This window comes from Paenibacillus sp. FSL R7-0302, from assembly GCF_038006885.1.
Lineage (GTDB): Bacteria > Bacillota > Bacilli > Paenibacillales > Paenibacillaceae > Paenibacillus_AQ.
The window spans coordinates 2,626,704-2,645,570 of sequence record NZ_JBBOWB010000001.1; the positions used below are offsets into that span (position 1 = coordinate 2,626,704).

At 47.9% G+C, this 18,867-nt stretch carries 15 protein-coding genes and 2 pseudogenes; 6 read left to right on the forward strand and 11 right to left on the reverse strand.

All coding sequences use genetic code 11. The features are described from left to right. The first annotated feature begins 120 nt into the window (after nucleotides 1–120). Together MKY96_RS11555 and MKY96_RS11560 are read left to right on the forward strand one after the other, a co-directional pair. A complete protein-coding gene (locus MKY96_RS11555; protein WP_340940489.1) occupies nucleotides 121–324 on the forward strand; it encodes a hypothetical protein in 204 nt (67 codons plus the stop codon). Between the two features lie 288 nt (nucleotides 325–612). Continuing rightward, nucleotides 613–1,170 (forward strand): GNAT family N-acetyltransferase, encoded by a 558-nt coding sequence (locus MKY96_RS11560; RefSeq protein ID WP_340940490.1) that lies wholly within the window; start codon nucleotides 613–615, stop codon nucleotides 1,168–1,170. Nucleotides 1,171–1,193: 23 nt separating this feature from the next. On the opposite strand, the gene MKY96_RS11565 is transcribed toward MKY96_RS11560, so the two are convergent. Beyond that, nucleotides 1,194–1,973, reverse strand: a complete 780-nt coding sequence (locus tag MKY96_RS11565; RefSeq protein WP_340940491.1) for a helix-turn-helix domain-containing protein — start codon at nucleotides 1,971–1,973, stop codon at nucleotides 1,194–1,196. Nucleotides 1,974–2,103: 130 nt separating this feature from the next. Here MKY96_RS11565 and MKY96_RS11570 point away from each other — a divergent pair, with 130 nt between their 5' ends. From MKY96_RS11570 to MKY96_RS33910, 4 genes and pseudogenes are all read left to right on the forward strand, one after another. Continuing rightward, nucleotides 2,104–3,897 (forward strand): glycoside hydrolase family 2 protein, encoded by a 1,794-nt coding sequence (locus tag MKY96_RS11570; protein ID WP_340940492.1) that lies wholly within the window; start codon nucleotides 2,104–2,106, stop codon nucleotides 3,895–3,897. Between the two features lie 124 nt (nucleotides 3,898–4,021). After that, entirely contained in the window at nucleotides 4,022–4,495 is a 474-nt protein-coding gene (locus MKY96_RS11575) for a C40 family peptidase (protein ID WP_340940494.1), read from the forward strand. A 294-nt stretch (nucleotides 4,496–4,789) separates the two neighbouring features. Then, nucleotides 4,790–5,941: pseudogene (locus MKY96_RS33905) on the forward strand (CHASE3 domain-containing protein); the annotation flags it as partial. Between the two features lie 243 nt (nucleotides 5,942–6,184). Beyond that, nucleotides 6,185–7,402 (forward strand): response regulator, encoded by a 1,218-nt coding sequence (locus MKY96_RS33910; RefSeq protein ID WP_445671479.1) that lies wholly within the window; start codon nucleotides 6,185–6,187, stop codon nucleotides 7,400–7,402. A 254-nt stretch (nucleotides 7,403–7,656) separates the two neighbouring features. Here MKY96_RS33910 and MKY96_RS11585 read toward each other — a convergent pair whose 3' ends face one another. From MKY96_RS11585 to MKY96_RS11630, 10 genes and pseudogenes are all read right to left on the reverse strand, one after another. Continuing rightward, nucleotides 7,657–8,232: a dihydrofolate reductase family protein gene (locus MKY96_RS11585; protein ID WP_340940495.1), complete on the reverse strand. Its 576-nt coding sequence runs from the start codon at nucleotides 8,230–8,232 to the stop codon at nucleotides 7,657–7,659. 975 nt (nucleotides 8,233–9,207) lie between these two features. Beyond that, entirely contained in the window at nucleotides 9,208–9,720 is a 513-nt protein-coding gene (locus MKY96_RS11590) for a hypothetical protein (RefSeq protein ID WP_340940497.1), read from the reverse strand. Nucleotides 9,721–10,028: 308 nt separating this feature from the next. Continuing rightward, nucleotides 10,029–11,507 carry a hypothetical protein gene (locus MKY96_RS11595; protein ID WP_340940498.1) on the reverse strand — a complete coding sequence of 493 codons (1,479 nt, stop codon included), beginning with the start codon at nucleotides 11,505–11,507 and terminating at the stop codon, nucleotides 10,029–10,031. 1 nt (nucleotide 11,508) lies between these two features. Further along, nucleotides 11,509–12,360, reverse strand: a complete 852-nt coding sequence (locus MKY96_RS11600; protein ID WP_076074982.1) for a hypothetical protein — start codon at nucleotides 12,358–12,360, stop codon at nucleotides 11,509–11,511. A 132-nt stretch (nucleotides 12,361–12,492) separates the two neighbouring features. Continuing rightward, nucleotides 12,493–13,251: pseudogene (locus MKY96_RS11605) on the reverse strand (IS4 family transposase); the annotation flags it as partial. A gap of 125 nt (nucleotides 13,252–13,376) precedes the next feature. Beyond that, nucleotides 13,377–14,432, reverse strand: coding sequence for a hypothetical protein (locus MKY96_RS11610; RefSeq protein WP_340940499.1), 1,056 nt, complete (start codon nucleotides 14,430–14,432; stop codon nucleotides 13,377–13,379). Between the two features lie 30 nt (nucleotides 14,433–14,462). Then, entirely contained in the window at nucleotides 14,463–15,728 is a 1,266-nt protein-coding gene (locus MKY96_RS11615; protein ID WP_340940500.1) for a hypothetical protein, read from the reverse strand. 2 nt (nucleotides 15,729–15,730) lie between these two features. After that, nucleotides 15,731–17,017 (reverse strand): ATP-grasp domain-containing protein, encoded by a 1,287-nt coding sequence (locus MKY96_RS11620; RefSeq protein WP_340940502.1) that lies wholly within the window; start codon nucleotides 17,015–17,017, stop codon nucleotides 15,731–15,733. Further along, nucleotides 17,017–17,883: a sugar phosphate isomerase/epimerase family protein gene (locus tag MKY96_RS11625; protein WP_340944533.1), complete on the reverse strand. Its 867-nt coding sequence runs from the start codon at nucleotides 17,881–17,883 to the stop codon at nucleotides 17,017–17,019. The genes MKY96_RS11620 and MKY96_RS11625 overlap by 1 nt, the downstream gene beginning before the upstream one ends. Then, nucleotides 17,873–18,865, reverse strand: coding sequence for a hypothetical protein (locus tag MKY96_RS11630; RefSeq protein WP_340940504.1), 993 nt, complete (start codon nucleotides 18,863–18,865; stop codon nucleotides 17,873–17,875). The genes MKY96_RS11625 and MKY96_RS11630 overlap by 11 nt, the downstream gene beginning before the upstream one ends. Nucleotides 18,866–18,867 lie beyond the last annotated feature (2 nt).

An 18,867-nucleotide genomic window follows, 5' to 3' on the forward strand; every position in this document is an offset into this window, starting at 1 on the left:
TCTATCTTTTTAAATTAGGATATTTCCAACTAAAATTCAAATGTAAGCTATATCAAATTCTTTTCGTTTACCATAAATGAGATTAAATGGTGTATAATTATGAAAAGGGAGGTGATTCTGATGACTGAATTCCCTACTGGCGGTGGACACCCTGGACCCTCTATCTATTCGAATGATCCCGGCGGGCACAAGGCCAACCATGACGTCAATGAGCAGAAGCTTCATCGTGAAGGGCCTTTGGGATTCTGGCGGCAGATCTCTGATCTGTTAATTGCAGTAGGTGTTATTGCTTTGATTGTTGTTGTGATCATGTGGATTTTTTGATTATAAAAAAGCACTTAAGATTAGCAATTGAAGCATGGTCGTCGCTGCGGTGAACATTTGGCCCTCCGGCCGCTGTTGTATTTGGATTTCATAATTAGAACCGCTTCTTGCGGTAGAAATCCAAATACAGCCTTTGCTTCCGATGCGAGCTTTCCTGCGGAAAGCTTTCAGGCGGACGCTACGCTCCTACAGTTCCAAATTTCCCCTCCACTTCTTTTGCTTTTTTGTTAACTTCTGAATTGCATCTTACATAACAACTCCAAATGAATTGATAGGGAGAGAAGTTAAATGATATATCACCGAACCGAGCGGGCGATTGAAACAGATCGGTTACTGCTGCGCTTGTTTAAGCCAACGGATGCAATGGATGTCAGCTATCATTGTAACAATTACAATATATTCAAGAGTACTTTGACGCTTCCGTATCCTTATCCAATAGAGTGTGCGGTGGACTGGATCGCGAACCATGAACAGAACTTTGACCTGGATAAGATGTATGACTTCGCTATCACTGACAAGGCAGACGGCCGGTTATATGGAGCGATTGGGTTATCTAATCATCTGTCCCATCATAACGGTGAAATCGGGTATTGGATCGGCGAAGCCCATTGGGGGCATGGTTATGGAACCGAGGCTGCCCGGGTGGTTATTGAATTTGCTTTTACCGAAAAGAAGTATCACAAGGTCTATGCCCGGCATTTCGCCTCCAACCCGGCCTCAGGAAGAATTATGCAGAAGTGCGGAATGACCTATGAAGGCACATTGAAAGATCAAATACATAAGATTAATTCGTATGAGGATTTGGTTTATTACGGAATCGTTAATCCCGCTCATCCAAGCCAATAACCCCGGTCTGCCTTCCTTCGCCATCAGCCCTTCCCTCGATATTCACTCGGCGTCTGTCCTATGAACTTCTTGAACTGCCGCATGAAATGGACATCGTTCTCATAGCCGCAAATCGCAGAAATCTGGCTGACGCTATACGTGGTGCTCTTCAGTAAATAGGACGCGTGCCCCAGCCGGTTCTGAATGATGTCGCTGACGACCGGGATGCTGAAGATCTGCTTGTAGATCTGCTGGAAATAGGAAGGGCTCATGTTCATCCGCTCTGCCAGTGCTTCGACAGAATACCAGATGGAGGGGGAACTGAGTACTTTATTTCTCAGAATCAGGAACGAATCATAGTATCTGCTGACCCTATGGCTGGCCTCTACGTGATGCCGCATATCGCTAAGCTTCATGAACAGGCAGCTCATAATGGAGTCGATAATCTCCTGGCGGAAGCTGCCGTTCTGCAGATTCTCCCAGTGCAGCTCATTTACTTTTCTGGTGATATAGAGCGGGTCATGGGCCTTCATTAAGGTATCCAGCGGCAGCTTCAAGCGGTCAAACCAAGTATCCGCACTCTCCAGCTCAAAATGGAACCAGTCATGCACCAGCGGCAGCTCCGCATCCTTGTAGTAATAGTGGCTGTCTCTGTTATAGATGATGTAAGTATTCGGTTCAGCATACATGCTCCGCGATTGAAGCCTCAGCTCCATCTTGCTTCGAAAGAATACGAAGACATAATCGCCGGAGCCCTCCGGGCGGTCGATTGTCATGCCCTCCGGATGAATCACATTCGCACCGCACCGCTTCAGGGTGATCATACACAATTCCACCTTTTAGATAATAGATCAGTCAATAGATAGGATAATTCATTTTCTTTCCCGGGACAAGGGAGTACTCTGTGATAGTGAATAGAGAATACTTCAGTGATGAGAAAGAGGATGGTTCGAGATGTCTACTACAGCAACTACAAAGCCAGCTACGAAATTCTATACCCCTAACTACCCGAGACCCCAAATGGTCCGCAGCCAGTGGCTGGATCTGAACGGAGAATGGGACTTTAGCTTCGATGATGATAATGCAGGCGTTGCGGAGCGCTGGATGGACCATTTTCCGGCCACACATACGATCAACGTTCCATTCACCTACGAGACAGCGGCCAGCGGCATCGGTGAGGAGACCTTCCATCCACGGATCTGGTACCGCAAGCAACTCGTCCTGTCCCCGGCGGTAGAAGGGAAGCGGACGGTGCTGCATTTTGAAGGCGTGGATTATAAGGCGGTCTGCTGGGTGAACGGCGGCTTCGCAGGAGAGCATGAGGGGGCGTATGCGCGGTTCTCCTTCGATATTACCGATCTGCTTAAGCAGGATGGCGTGAACGAGATCGTACTGATGGTGACCGACAGCGACAGCTGTCTCCAGCCCCGGGGCAAGCAGCGCTGGGCGGGCCGGAACCACGACTCATTCTATGTGCAGACCACCGGCATCTGGAAAAGCGTCTGGCTGGAGCATGTCCACGCTACCCGGCTGGATTCTGTGAAAATGACGCCCGACATTAACCGCCAAATGCTCCGGCTGGATTATCGCGTACACGGCCTCCCGGAAGAAAAGGATCTCCGGCTGGAGACGGAAATTACGTTTCAAGGGGAGCGAGTAAATAAGCTTAGCTTGCCAGTGGACAGATCAAGCATGACTGTGGAGGTCAGCATGATGGAAGGCATTAACGGCCCTTGGCTGCAGAACCTGTGGTCACCGGGGAATCCGAACCTTTTTGACATCGAATTCGTGCTGTATGCGGGTGAACAGGAGATTGACCGGGTAGGCTCTTATTTCGGCATGCGCAGCATTTCGATCAAGGGGGGCCAGATTCTGCTGAACAATATCCCGCTGTATCAAAGACTGATCCTGGACCAGGGCTACTGGTCCGATACTCATTTGACCCCGCCGTCAGAAGAATCGCTGATTCAAGATATTGAGGCGATTATGGAGATGGGCTGGAGCGGTCTGCGCAAGCATATGAAGGTGGAGGACGCCCGTTTCTTGTACTGGTGTGACGTCAAAGGGCTGTTGGTCTGGTCAGAGATGGCGGCCGCTTATGAATATAACGACGAGGCGCTGGAGCGTTTCACTAAAGAATGGCTGGAGGTTGTGCAGCAGCAGTATAATCATCCGTGCATCATCACCTGGGTGCCTTTTAACGAATCGTGGGGCGTGCAGAATATTCTTCATGACGTCCGGCAGCAGACATTCACTGAGGGTATCTATTATTTGACCAAATCTATCGATCCTTATCGTCCGGTGATCACGAATGACGGGTGGGAGCACACGGTGTCCGACATTCTGACCCTGCATGATTATGTGGAGCGGGGCGAAGCGTTATATGAAACCTATAAGGATAAAGATTCTATTACCGGCGGCAGCGGCACGTATAACGAATGGAAGTTTGCTTTTGCAGAAGGGTATAGCTATAAGGGGCAGCCGATTATCATCAGCGAGTATGGGGGGATTGCCTTCAAGAGCGAGCACGGCTGGGGGTATGGCCAGCAGGTGGATAGCGAGGAAGCTTTTCTGGAGCGGTTCGGCAGCTTGACCCGGGCAATTCAGGCCATTCCGTTCATCTCCGGCTACTGTTATACGCAGGTTACGGACGTTCAGGATGAGGTCAACGGCTTAATGACTGCGGAACGTGAGCCGAAGGTGCCGCTTGCGAGAATCCGGGAGATTAACCTGGGCCTGGGAATGTAAACTCTTTCAAAAAGCGCCGAAGGGGTTGACGAACGGAGATTATTACACTATCATTCATAATAGTTACAAAAAATTAATATATGTCAGGCAGCATTAGCCGGCAAGAAAGGAGACTGAGTTCTTTTTGAAGAAAGGGATCGTGTGGCTACTGGGGATTGTACTATTGCTATCGTTTGGATCTGAAAGAGCATCTGCGGATGACAGCTCCAGGCTTGACCAAGAGGTTAATGAGGTTATGGGAACTCCATATAAATGGGGGGGCACCAAGGCATCTGAAGGGTTTGACTGTTCCGGATTTATAATATACATATTTGGCAAGTTCAACTTAGATCTTCCGAGAACATCCAAGTCGCAGGCAAGTGCAGGCGAATATGTAGCCAAGTCCGATCTACGTCCGGGAGATCTTGTCTTTTTCGACACCGGAGGCAACGGCATCTCGCATGCAGGCATCTATGTGGGCGACAACAAATTTGCACATTCCTCAAGCAATAATGGAGTAACCATCACCAAGCTGTCTTCAAGCTACTATAAGGATAGATATGTAACTGCCAGAAGAACTATTTCGGAGAGTATGTATCAGAAGATGACTGGCAACTAAATATAGTAATACTACTACGAGCCTCTAGAACTTCTAGAGGCTCTAGCTGTTTGTTATGGATCTATGCTGCAGGGCAGGACAATCACACCAGCTGCAGATAGAGACATTAAACCTTCGCATCTATGACAATAAAGCTATATTAACTTCTGATAAACGTGTAGAATAGGATTCTATCCATCCATAGAGCAGACAGAGCGGAGGTTATTTGTGCGGAGAATTCGTTTTACCGTTCAACTTAAGATATTATCTATCACTGTACTCATTGTTTCCGCCTTACTGGCGTTTGTAATTGTAGTGCACGGACGCATTCATTCCTTACAGCAAGCGACTAACTCCATTACCCAACAAGACCGGGAAATGACCAATTTAACGAATCAGCTTGAAAAAAATATACTGGACATGGAGACGGGACAGCGGGGGTATGTTATCACCGGGCAAGACAAATATCTGGCGCCTTACCGGCAGGGACAGGCTTCCCTGGACAGCAATTACGACCAACTGGCTGCGCTAACGAATGCCGGGGCCCTTCAGCTTAACCGCCTGCACAGTATTAAGGAGAATGTAGATCGATGGATTGCGGCCACCGGAGACCCGGTCATTCAGCTCAAAAAAGAGGGGCAGGATGCGCAGATCCTAAAAATCTTCAATACGGATGCAGGCATAGACCAGATGGACCGGATTCGCAGCCAAATCAGCGGGTATCGGGCGACGATGAATGAGAATACTAACCTGCTGATAGATAAGCAAGCGGATCGCAACCAATTTCTGCTGCAAATCTTGTATATCGTCTGGTTCCTGATCGCCGCAGCAGGAATATCTGCCTCCTGGATCATAGCTCATTCTATCTCGGCGACTGTGCGGAAAATTACCGGGACCTTAACGGCTCTTGTCCGCACCGGGGATCTGAATACCCGTCTGACGATGACCACTAATGATGAAGTCAGCGATCTCGGTCATGCGACGAACCAGCTGCTGAACAGCCAGCAGGAGCGTGAATGGTTCCAGGAGCGGGCCAATGGCTTGATGGAAGGGTATCAGGGTGTTACCACAATTGCGAAGCTGGGGGATATCTTCCTCAGCAAGACGGCAGAAATGATCGGTTATCCCTATGGCACGCTGTATATCCGTTCTCAGGAATGCGGGGAGGATTACCTGACCCGGTCTGCGGTGTTTGCAGGGAGCAGCGTGGATACGGAGCAGGAGAGAATTCTCTATGGGGAAGGTCTCATCGGACAATGTGCCAAAGAAGGGCACACCCTGAATATTGCTCCGCTCCCGGAGAATTATATTCATATCCGTTCCGGCTTGGGGGCCTCTTCGCCGCAGCATCTGCTGCTGCTGCCGGTGAGTTTTCTGGGAGAAGTGGTGGCGGTCGTTGAGATTGCCTCTTTTGCACCGCTGACCTTAGCGAATATCGCGTTTCTGGAGTCGGTTGCCGCACAATTCGGAGCCGCCATTGTCAGTACCGTCAGCAGCATGAGAATTGACCGGTTACTTGAAGAGTCCCAGCGTCAGAATGAGGAGCTGCAAGTGTATTCAGAAGAGCTGCAGACGCAATCCGAAGAATTGCATATTCAGGCCGAATCCCTGCTGATCACCAACAAGAAGCTGGAAGATCAGAACGCGATCGCTGAGCAAAAGAGCCGGGAAGCCCAAGATGCGCGTGAGGAGCTGACCCAGTATGCCGAAATGCTGAAGCGGAGCACACAATACAAATCGGAGTTTCTGGCCAATATGTCGCATGAATTGCGGACGCCTCTGAACGGGATTATGCTGCTCTCCGAATTCCTGATGGAGAATCCGTCGGGCTCACTGAATGCAGAGGAGCTTGAATTTACCCAGGCGATTCATTCGTCGGGTCAGGATCTGCTGGCACTGATCAATGACATTCTGGATTTGTCCAAGGTCGAGGCCGGGAAGATGGACATTACCATGGAAGAAGTGAATATATCCGAAATTCCGGAGTCAGCATCCCTTCATTTTGGCCAACTGTCCCAGAAGAAAAGCATTCCGTTGCAGGTGAAATTAAGCGGCGAACTGCCGGATATCCTATACACGGACCCTCACCGCTTAAGACAGATTATTATAAATCTGTTATCCAATGCGTTCAAATTCACAGCTCAAGGCACGGTAACTCTGGAAATACGCATGGCATCTGCTGAAGAGCTTCTGGAACTGGAAGGGATTGCGGCAGGGCCTTGCATTGTTTTCAGTGTGACTGATACCGGCATCGGCATTGCCAAGAACAAACAGGGTCTTATCTTTAACGCCTTTCAGCAGGCGGAAGGTGATACGGAGCGTAAATACGGAGGAACCGGCTTGGGATTATCGATCTCCAAAGAGCTTACAGAGCTGCTTGGCGGCCAGCTTAAGCTAGTGAGTGCAGAAGGGGCGGGCAGTACATTCAGTGTGTATCTCCCGGTACATCAAGAGCAGAAGAAGGATGAGCAGGTTACCGCAGAAGTATATACTTCTGTCGATTTGGATAAATCTATTGATGATATAGAGACTCAAGACAATCATAATCCTTTATTTTCCAAAAGAGTGCTGCTGGTTGACGATGATGAACGTAACTTATATGCGCTAACCACAATCCTGTCTCAAAAAGGACTGGACATCACGGCAGCACACAATGGAGAAGATGCGCTTAAGGCATTGCAGAACTCCGCATCGTTTGATCTCATCCTTATGGATATCATGATGCCCGTCATGAACGGCTATGAGACCATTAAGCAGATCAAGGAGCTACACGGCCACCAGGATGTACCGATTATTGCTTTGACTGCCAAAGCCATGCAAGAAGACCGGGAACGTGTAATTATGGCTGGAGCTACGGAGTATCTAAGCAAGCCGATCAATATGGATCAGTTGCTGGCGCTTATGCAGATGTTGATAACTGATAAATGAAGGTAAATCATTAATGAATATATAACAGAAATGAATATATAACAGAATGTTGAAATGTTGAGATGATGATCAGCCCGTGGATGCGGGTTGATTATTTGTTTTGTCTGGGTTAAACCAAATAGATATGAATTGAAAGTCATACCAAGACCTTCACCAGCAGGAAGCCTAACCCGGATAACAGGACCGACCCGAACAAGCCGGCTCCGAAGGCCCCCAGGCCCATGCGCTTAAAAGCAGCCATATAAGTGACTAGATCATCTAACGGTCTGGTATACGAGGCCTATCGCTCCAGAATCAAATGTTTTGTTCTCGATAAGCTTCAGATTAGTCTTCTCCTGAAACCCTTGGAATAACGGCAGCCCGCTGCCAATCAGGACGGGAGAGACCGTAATTTTGTACTCATCGATTAGACCAAGCTGCATAAGAGTATGGGCGAACCGGGGACTGCCGAGGATAACGATATCCTGGCCTGGCTGCTGTTTGAGGCGCTTGATCTCTTCCTCGACGTCTGATTTGACCAGTCTGGAATTATTCCATTCGACGTTCTCCAGGGTTGTGGAAAAGACAACTTTGGCTGTCTTCTCAATCCATTCCGCATGATCCCGTTCATGTTGGGAAGCGGAGGGATCTGCTGGCACGGAAGGCCAATAACTGTGCATCATCTGATAAGTTCCACGTCCCCAAAGAACCGTGTCCGCTGTACTCAGAATTTCTCTTGCGTGTCTCTCCAGATCAGCATCATAGGCAACCCAGCTAATATCCATGGGGCCGTTCGGCCCTTCAACAAAACCGTCAAGCGATGAATGCAGAAATAGAACGAGCTTTCTCATCTTCATTGATCCTCCAATGTGTAGTTAGGTTTGTTCAAGTATTTATTATAACTCATTATACCTCACCAACTTGTTGGTGAGACCCTGAAGATCCGGTCGGTCAATTCCAGTCTGAAATAATGAAAAGAAAATGTAAGAAATCACCAATCCGCAGCAAAGTGCAATCAGCGTCTGAAAATAAGTTTTTCTGTCAATAAAAGCAAGTGTAATCAAAGCACCTGTAAAGCACCTGTAATGAATGGATACCACAGAATATATGGAATGATAAACGCTGGTAACAAAAGAAAACATTCAAGCTTGGAATCGCAGCAAGCCACAGCAAAGATAAATAAGCTGATTTTGTGGATGGTTTCATAAGCTTCAAACGTTCAACTCCTAAACGGATCATCATTTTAATGAAAATCAATGTATCCATAATAGAGATAAACTCTGAAGAACTTTAGAGGGAAATTCTTAAGAATTTCTGAATTTTGATTGAAGAACATTCCTAATGAATATTGATTTTACTACTTCTTCACAAAACCCGTATTTTGTACATATGTATAAGACGATCTCTTGTTATTGGCCTACATGTCTGTGTTGTTTGTTTGATTGACACAAAGTCCCCTTATTAACTCTTTCCAAGGGAAAATCTTTGGAGTTTGGTACTACACAATCTAATTACCTCTGTGATATCGAGATTACCGAGCGCTTGCATCAACATTTTGTGCTGAAGGGCGTATGCTTTTAAAGTTCTCGTACTGAATTCTTGAATACGCTTGTCAGCTTCATATAACCTCCACAACTTACTTAATTGCATAACAAAACCTCCCATTAGAAGCGATTAAATCTAGTTTGCTTCTAAGGAGAGGTTTTAATAATCAACTGGTGCGTGTTGAACTAGCGTTTCCCGTTAGCGCAATGACTTGGAAATACCAATTGAGTAGCGTTCCCACCTTCGCGAACCTTCATGGGCTTTAATCTTCTCTTTCTCGACTAATCCACAATTACTAAGTTTTCATAATTTGAGCCATCGCCGATGTTATCAGCGGACAACCATTCAAAATAGCTTAATCCTAGTTTATTTGCGATAAAATAAGCTGGCGGCTCTTCACCAACATATTTCACTAAATCAAAAGCTTTTTCCACGTCTTCAATTGAATTACCCTGCTTCATAATTAATTCTCTAAGTAGAACCATATCAAACCCATCTTTCTCAATAATTAGTTCATCAGTCCAATCGCACTTATATGTAGATATGATTTCATCCTTCTCAAAAATGGATAGTTCCCATCCGTGATCTTCCATATATGAATAATGAACTAATAAGCCTGTATTTAATGATACAATCGATTTACGGATACCAAATGCCGGTCCCTTAACAATAAAAGTCACCCAACCATTAGACTCAGGGAAAACAAATCCTTTATTGTTTGAAGCTCTAATTAATTCAACGACTTTTTGCTGATCGCTTGTCTGCAAATGATAACTTGCACTAAATTCGCTCATCATTAAGCTCCTATTGAGTTTTTTATAGCGTACCACCACGTTCTCTTTTAATCAAAACATTGGAAGTAGCCATTATGTACAGTATTCGCGAAATCATTATGCTATCCTGCCCGTTAGCTTAATGAAACACTGGAAGTCTAATACTTTATTTTCTTTTGACAGTTTGCTGTTTCATTAGCCATCCCCCATGGTTGGTGTTTGCAGAGAATGGGAGAATATGCAACTTATTTATGTTTTCAAATGTTAAAAGAGACGAGACATTGTGCCGCCTCCATTACATATGTTCACTTTGCTGTCTGTATACAACGTTATCCCATAAAAAACTCAAACAAATCTTCATCAGTCCGCAAAATTCTGGACTCCTCCACACCCAGCTCCACTGCCAAATCCACGGAAGCAGCGGCCAGTACTGCCGAATTCGCCTTCACATCGAAGGCTGCTTCAATAAGTGAATGATAACGGCTGTAAGTCTGGTTAATCCGGGTAATGATCTCCAGATATGCCTGATCGACTTTTGCCAGTATGGAATCTGTGTAAGCATCAAGCATACACTTTAATTCCTGCTCCCTTGCCTCAAGCTTCCCCTTGGCGAAACCCCACACCAGGTTAGCTGTTACTGTTCCGATAATGGAACCCAGCACCGGAACCGGAATCAGCATCTGGCCGATAGCTCCCCCTGTTGCCGCAATGCCCGCTTCGATACAGAGTACCTGTCCTTGTGTAACAAATTCGTCCATGGAGATTTGCTCCTGCTCTAGATCAGCCATCAAGGAAGACAATCCCATCATGGCACTCGCGACTGCTCCGGCGAATGGAGCAGAGAGTGACGTCAGATTGGTCAGTGCATAAATCGTTCCGGCCGTAACGCCTGCCTTCGCTCCATCAAGCCCGATCTCCTGCCAATCCTCCTGTTCAAACTCCTGAAGCTTCTTCCCCTCCTTCACCTTACGGTAAATGGCGGTAACTGCGGATAAGGAAGCAGAAACAACAGCAGCCGTACCCGCTGCTTTGACTCCTTCCCTGATGGAAGGCGACTTTTGCGCTTCAATCTGCTTCACTTTTTCTTTCCCGTCCTGACGGATGTCTTTTTGGATACGCCGATTCTCATCCACAAGCTGGTCCTGAACCTTGGTGACCGTCCCGCCTGCTTTACCCAGCTGGACTTCACTATATTCCGAGATAGAAGGCTTAACTACATTCTGGAAGCTCCGGCCGGTACGCTGTTCAAGTTCCTCCACCTTCTTAAGAATGGCCCGGACAGATTTCTCGTTTAAGCCTGCCGGCATACTGCCGGAGCGGATAGTCTGAATAATCTCGTATTGATCCTTCGGAATCGAGTAGTTCATCGATAAATTTTCATATTTATCAAAATGCTCCAGCACATGCTTGAGTGTATTATTGGTACCGTTGATAAACTTCGACTGGACCTTAACGCCTTTTAGAATAAAGTCCTCCGGCGCTGTTCTTCCAACCCCTTCAAAGGTAGCTACCTCCGGGTTGCCGTGCAATGCTGCCCGGGCATTGCGCACATGCACTTCCATTTGTTCCGCCACTTCTCCATGCTTCGTCTGCCCGGACCCCAAGATATTATCCGGCTTTGCAAGGAACTGGCGCATTTTTTGCATATGACCCAAGGCATTTTCAAAAAAAGACTCTTGTTCTCCCTGAGCTGCCAGCACATCTCTGACAGTCTGATCAATATTACGGGCCGCAGCTTCATGTTTCCAGTCATTAAATGCGCCAATACCGACAGCAGTTATCTGGTTCTTCCATACCTGTGAAGCCATCTTATTTGCCAACTTCCTTCATGAACAACGCTGACAGGCTTTCTGTATTATTAATGATCGCCCGCAGGATATCCCGTTGGTCCTGGGTGAACTCGGTAAAGGACCGGATCGATCTGGCAGTACCGGTAAAGGTCATCAGACTCTGTTCCAGACCGATTGCCAGCTTCTGCGTGGATTCCTTCAAGTGTACAATCTCAGCATCAGTAGCCTCCAGCACCCTAGTGGCTTTAACAATCTCCACCCGCTCTTTATCCGCTTTGATCGCTGCATCCTTGTTCTTCTTGCTGGCAAGGAAACCGCCAGCTGCAAGACTCACAGCGCCAATGCCCCAGCCGACCGGTCCTGCCAAGGCAAGAAGGGCACTGCCGCCTGCCATACCACCGCCGCCCGCGGCAAGTGCACCGCCGCCCAACCAGGCTAGAGCCGCATTAGTTGCTGCTGCTCCCGTCAGTCCGGAGATAGCAGCGCCTGTTGAAGCTGTGCCGAAGGTAGTCGCAATTGCCATCGCTGCCGTCGGTGCTAGTGCTGCTGTTGCTACACCAGCTGCTACGCCTGCTGCCGCGCCACCTCCGGCCAGCTTAATCATTGTTTTTTCATCATAGGAAATTTCACTTAACGCCTTAAAGCTGGCCAGATTAACACGAACCTGCTCAATGCTTTTGGCAAACTCCTTTGGCGTGTTGGCAAGTGTATTAATATAAGCCTCCACTTTTTTAATAACATCGGTGCCGTAAGTGCGAACATTATGTAATTTGATTGCATTTCCTTTTACCTTTTCAGAAGAAACCTCATATTTGCGCAGTGCCGATTTCAGATTCTCGATAGCTTCCTTCTTTAAAGAGCTGTTTAGCATGATAGATTACTCCTTTTTTTATATCAATCCGGGTCTTTTTACATAGTAATATATTTCATCCTGATCGTCTGTCGTATATTGTCGGGAGAATATCATTGTATTCATGGCGTTAGACCTATCTCTGTTTTCTTGCTAAATGCAAGTTTCAATCCCCCACCGCATGTTATAGATGGACCTGAGTTCATCGGGTGGGAATTCTGCTTCAGACAGATTCGTAATAACGGTCTCATAAGCGCCACCTGGCAGGACGAACCGAACTACCCGAAAAGATATGGGGTAGTACAGTTGCTCCTTCAGATCTAAGAAATCAAAGGTAGACGTAGAAGGGACGAACTTGTACATTTCGGGATGAGCTTTGACCTCTTTGGTTTGTTTTTTAGTAAGCACCCGATGAATCTCCTGATCAAACGAACCGCTATTGGGCAAACGCAAGCCCGAGAGAATACCACTGGAGGCCAGATCTTTTACTCGAATGACATAGTTCCACCCCTTGCGTTCAATATGCGCGAAATTGTTGTAACTTTCATAACCTCGATCGGCAATGACAATCGTTTTTCCCTCAATGGAGGAACGGTCAACCATATCCCCTAGCGCTTTTCTCTCATTACTTAATCTCCGTGATTGAACAATCGCATCCACGTAAAGTCTGTTGCAAAGGTCATAGGTGGCGTTTAAATGGAGCAGATTATAGCCTCTTGCTTCCGATTGACTTTGAAAATAGGTGTCAGTATCCGCAGGGTCAGTGGCAAAATGCAAATCCGAACCGTCAATGGCGAGTAACCGATACCCTCGGTAGTTCTTGAGATCCGTATAGGATTGCGTAAATTTTTGAAACAAATACGCCAATGCAGACGGCAAGATTTTATTTCTCTGTTGGACAAAAGCAGAAGAAGTGGCTGTGTTTTTCTCTTATTTTCACACAAAAAAGCAGGCTATCTTTTCGATAACCTGCTTTTTTGTTAATCTTTGGTCCTGCGCCTTAACTTAATGACATTGGCCAATTGGCGGCCTTTTTTCTAAGCGTTACTAACCTCAGTTGCCATTTTCATCGTCTGGACCATGTGATATTCTTTCTTCACAATCTCTTCGAGTTTTACGATAGCTTGATCATGAACATGATTATTAGATGCGATCATTTTAATAACTGTCGTTCGATAAATTTCCCATAAACGACTTAGTTCCACGCTTTGTTCTGCTAACTTCTTATAGAGATTTGTATGGGACGATTGATCTTCCAGTAGCTTAAAAAGCCTGTTATTCTTCTTATGATTCTGTGCAAAAGAACTGCTTCTCAAGGCAAATATGCTGGTATCGTTCAAATGACCTACAAGTTCTTCGAATTCCTCTACATAATCGGTCAACGCTTGTAGTCCCAACTGATAATTAAGACCATATTGCTCAAGAAAAACGACTTTATCATCCAACAGATTGCTTCTGAGTTCTGAGATAAACGAGTCCCGTACTGAAAATTCATGGTTAAAATTCCTGATCGATCCTTCATGCACAGAAACCATTATGAATCTGACTTTTTTGCCGCTTGTCATTAGATATTGGGTAGATTCCATAATGACTTCAAGTGGAGTTTGATAATCGTGCATTCGCCCTGGAGATAAGCAATCTTCAATTACTGTGTATGCCCCCCCACTCGCGCATTTCCCATGAATAAAGGTCGGATGGATAAAATGTATTTTACCGGATTCTCTTCCACTGGAATAAAAAAAACGGTCCACATCGAGAAAGACATATTTCTTCTTGTCTAAAGCGCCTTGAATCATCTCATCCAGCAAAGGGATATCTGATTGCTCAAGAAGCTGATCCTCAAAGCGAAGATAATGATAGAGCTGTTCCGTGTCATATTGAACCTTCGGCAGCATTAATCCTTGATGCAGCAAGCTTTCAAAATTGTCTTCGGGGAATGTCTGGTGGATGAGTTTTTTCCAGTACTGCGTTTTAAAAGTCAGCGGCAGCTTCTCGAACGATGAATGATGACTAATGAGAATCGACATCAAGTTATTATTGACACAATCAAGCCATATGTCATTATAAGGCAAAATCCGATCGGTAGGTGTCACATGGTCAACTCCCTATGATGAACTCACTTATTAGGTGGATAGCCAGCTCACATCATTCAACGTACCGTCAGGGCGAAGCATAACTTCCTTCGGAAGAGCATGAGACAGAAAATGAACATTGCCGCAGGTTAAGCCATAGGCCCCCATATGGGGAAACGCGATCCAATCCCCCGGCTCTAGAGGCGGGAGCATGACGCTGCCTTGCAGCACATCTGCGGGAGTGCACAATTTACCGCAAACATTGTAGGAGACTCGCCCCTCTCCTTCACCGGATTCGTATAGCTTGCGCTCCCCCGCCTTCCAAAGTTGAAGCGGCAGAGGCTGCTTGAAGCTTCGTCCCATCAGGCTGGAAAAAGCCCGATGGTGAGTCCCCCCATCGACAATGGCGAAGGCTTTGCCTTTGGAGAGCTTGGTGTACAGCACTCTGACCGCATAAATCCCCATCGTTGCGGCAATTCGCCGCCCTGATTCTACGAATACCATTTTGAGTTCCAGATCCCGGTTACGCTCTAACTCCCCGGCAAGATACGCCCCGAAAGCTTCGACAGGAAACGGCTCATCGCCTTCAAACATGGGAACGCCGAAACCGCCGCCGAGCCCTAAGCATCGAAGCTGCAGGCCGAATTGGTTGCGCACCTGCCGGGTGAGACCGAACATCATCGGAACGCTCTCCCGATAAAAGTCGAGGTGGAAATTTTGCGTGCCCTGGTACGTATGCAATCCGATCAGCTCTAGCCCTTCAAGGTTAATGGCGGTTTGCACCGCTTCATTAATGTCACTGTCGTCGATGCCAAACTGGGAGGCAAGTCCGACCGATGACATCCGCGAGCCTTTGGCTCCAATAGACAAATTGACCCTTAACATAACGGGAGCGGCAATACCAAGCGCAACCGCTTCATCGTGAATGACGAATAGCTCCGGGATGGACTCCGCATTAATCGCGTAGATCCCATGACGAAGCACATGATGAATCTCGTCCGCGCTTTTGCCCGGTCCGGTAAACACGATGCTGTGCGGATTTACCCCGTTAGAGCGGGCAACCTCATACTCCCCAACCGATGCAACTTCAATCGGCGAACCCCAGCCGTTTATGAGACGACATACCTCCGGATTGGGGTTGACTTTCATGGAATAATATAGCGTCACATCCTTGGGTAAAGCGTCCCGCAGCGAAAAATAATCGGAGGCCAGCTTTCCCTCGTCATATACATAAACGGGTGATCCAAACGGCTTGGCTGCTTCCAACCAAAAGGGTTGGCCCACTTCCTGCTGATTAGACAGTCGTTGTGAAGCCATAGTCATATGACAGCTCCCCTCCATTCCATGATGGCTTCCTCCAGCCCTTGACGGGCAAGCTTCTCAGCTTCATCGTCCACACCCCAGCTCAGAGTCGAGACCCTGCAAGGCCGGATACGGTCTGCCGATTCCCCATCCTGGTGGAAACCATACACGAATGCCCCTCCTTGTTCGGCAGAGATCCTTATCGATGTCACCTTTTCAGCAAATTCTGCAAATGTGGCTCCAGGGTGGAGCTTGAAATCATAGGATTGGGTCTCCATTCTAGGAAACCCGCGTTCGAGCAAGTGCTTGCGAATCTTTAGCAAATACGTAACCATGGTAAGACGGGCGTTGATCTCAATAACCGGTATTAAAGTACCGTCTTCATCCAGTATGGAGTCTACCCCGATGAAACCCTCGTAGCCCCGGGAATATAAAGATTTACCAAGCTGTTGCAGCTGTTCGGTATAGGCCGCGATCAAGGCTTCAGGCAGGTCTGGGTGCAGAAGGCTCCCCCTGTATACTCCTGCATCCGTAATCCTCTGCTCGGTCATAGCCAGGATCTCGCAATCGGTTCCCCCCAGCCAGAGCTGTGCCGTCAGATGGCGCTCGACCTGATGCCAGCGTTCCACCGTCACAACCGGTTGCCCGCCTCCCCGCGAGATCTGCCTCTCTAAATATCCAAGCAGCATCTCCAAATCCGCGCCCCGATGGATATGGAACAGCGCTTTACCGGAAGAACCGTAAGCGGTTTTTACAACCAGCCGGGCTCCAGGATGCCGTTCCTCCAACTCGGCGCAAGTATGGCGGATCGCATCAAGCCCCTCGCATATCCTACCGTCGCTGACTGGAAATCCGATATCTTCGCATAATTTACGCGTTGCGATCTTGCTGTTCAGTTCTACGGACAATCGGGCTGGCGGGCCGATCCAGCTCCCTCCGTTTTCCTTGAGAAACTGCTCCTCCTGCTCGTCCATCAAGTAAGGAACAGCAATCCGGTTGCGGAACTCACCCGTATATTCAGACCGTGCGCCAATCGCGATTGATGGTAGTGCTATCTTCTTTTCTTCCAAATAAGCTAGGAATTCAGGGTCCGGAGTCTCTTTCAGGAGAACAAGATCCTCCCGGTCAGCCAAATAAATCTGGTAGAGATCCATTTGCGATACGAGCCGATCTCCGGACGCATTGTTAATATGGGGTAAGCGAAGCTCTTGCGCGGCTTTTCCTTGTTCCCAATTAATATTGGAGTACCAGAGCTTCGGTGCACGCGTTCCTGTCAGATGCTCCATATAAGGTGCGTTATTCATTATCCCGTCACCTCCACATTCTCCAGCTTGTGATCGGACTCCAGCCCTTTAAGCCAGCCTAGCTCCGACTTTAAGATTTCAAAGGGTATGGCTCCGAACCATTCCAGAGATACCGGGGCTCGGGTAGGGTCCAAGATAAGGCGCTTCATTATGGCTTGGCAGTCCATTTCTCCATCGGCCAAGGGTACGATACCTCTGCGGCTGCCGCTCGGAGAATATATATTGTCAGGAGAGAATACTTCGAGCCATTGCCGGGATTCCACATTCTTCAGATGGATATTGACAATCCATGGCTTCAAGCGTTCGTAGGCGGCAAGGGGATCAGCGCCCGATTCCCACATGTGCAGAAAGTCCAAATTCAGCTTCAAGGCAGGGTGGCTGGTTTGCCTGAGCAGCTGAAGTGTGGAATCTAAGCCGTCGGCAGCGGTTCCCGGATGAGTCTCAACCACTGTATAGACCCCTTCCCTCTCTGCTACGGCGCACAGGATATTTAGACGTTCAGTGCAAAGCTCCCAGTCCTTCTCATCAAGAGATTGGCTGCTCAGGTTTCCGGCGAAAATCCTCAGCTTATCTGTGTGGAATGCTTTGGCCGCCTGTACGGTTTCCTGCCATTCCTTAAGCAGAACGTCCATTGGGATATTCCCCATGAGAGGGATATAATCGCTCAGCATGTTGATTTCGAGCCCGTAGCTGAACATTTCGTCCAGCATACCTCCCAGCTCCTGTCCCCGTTGGCGAAGCAAAGCCTTGGCATGCACGCCCCACAGTTCTATACCGTTGAAGCCCGTATCATGAGCATAACGGAGCAGCTCCCGGAAGGATACCAGTTCGTGCCGAAAAGAAATCGTACATAGATTATACCGCAGTCAGATCACCGCCTATTCCATTCATCCAGGTCAGGAATTGAAGCTCCGCATCCCGAACTTCCCGCAGCCTGGCAAGAGCCGAGCGCAGCAGCGCTTCGTCCCCGATGTGCTTGCGGTATTTCACAAGCAGGAAATTCAGTGTCGTCCATAGCTTCACGATCCCGCTGATCCGGTTCGTCCCTTCCAGCGCCTGCCCCTTGTCCATCACGCCCAGCTGGGCAAAGCTATTCCATATGGAAGATCGGAGCTTGGTTAAGGAAGCAATGGCGATCGAGTTCTGACTCAACCAGTTCGAGGTTTGTTCCGGGCTTAAAGCTAGAGATTCCTGCAAATCCCGGGCAAAGCTGTCCAGTGCGGCGGTACCCGAACTGTATTGAGAACGGACATACATGTCGTAGTTTCGCTTGGCTGCATACGCGAAGATATCACGCTTGTCGGGAGACTCGAACCCCTTCCCTTCTTGATCCGGCTGAAGCTCGTAGAAAATGATGTCCTCCTCTTCCGGCTCCGCCGATGCCCGCATAAGCTCTTCTCCGGTCAGGAATCCGTTGAAACCGACAATGGGGTCGAATACTCTGAAGGCGTTACGCGCTTCATCGAAGCAGTCTGCGAGGATATAATGCTCGAATCCGCTCTCCGCCATGCTCAGCATATTGGGAGGGAAAAAATCCAGATCGGATGGGCGGCATTTCACTACCGCACGGTTCCCTGACTGAACAGACTGCTTTAGCGCCTCAGGTCCAGTTCCCTTGTAAACCAGATGGATGCCGTACAGGAAAGGCAAGCTTTTGTTCAATCGCACATGCTGGCTCGCCGTAATAATACGCGATACATAATTGACATTCCAGTAATCCAGCAGAAACAGATCAGGGTTGGCCCCGGACCGGTATAAGTGGGTCAAGATGCAGGAAGCTGCACATTCCATCGCCGCCAGCTTCATCATTTCCGGCTTGGCATCCGGCGTATCCGTATGAGACGTCATCT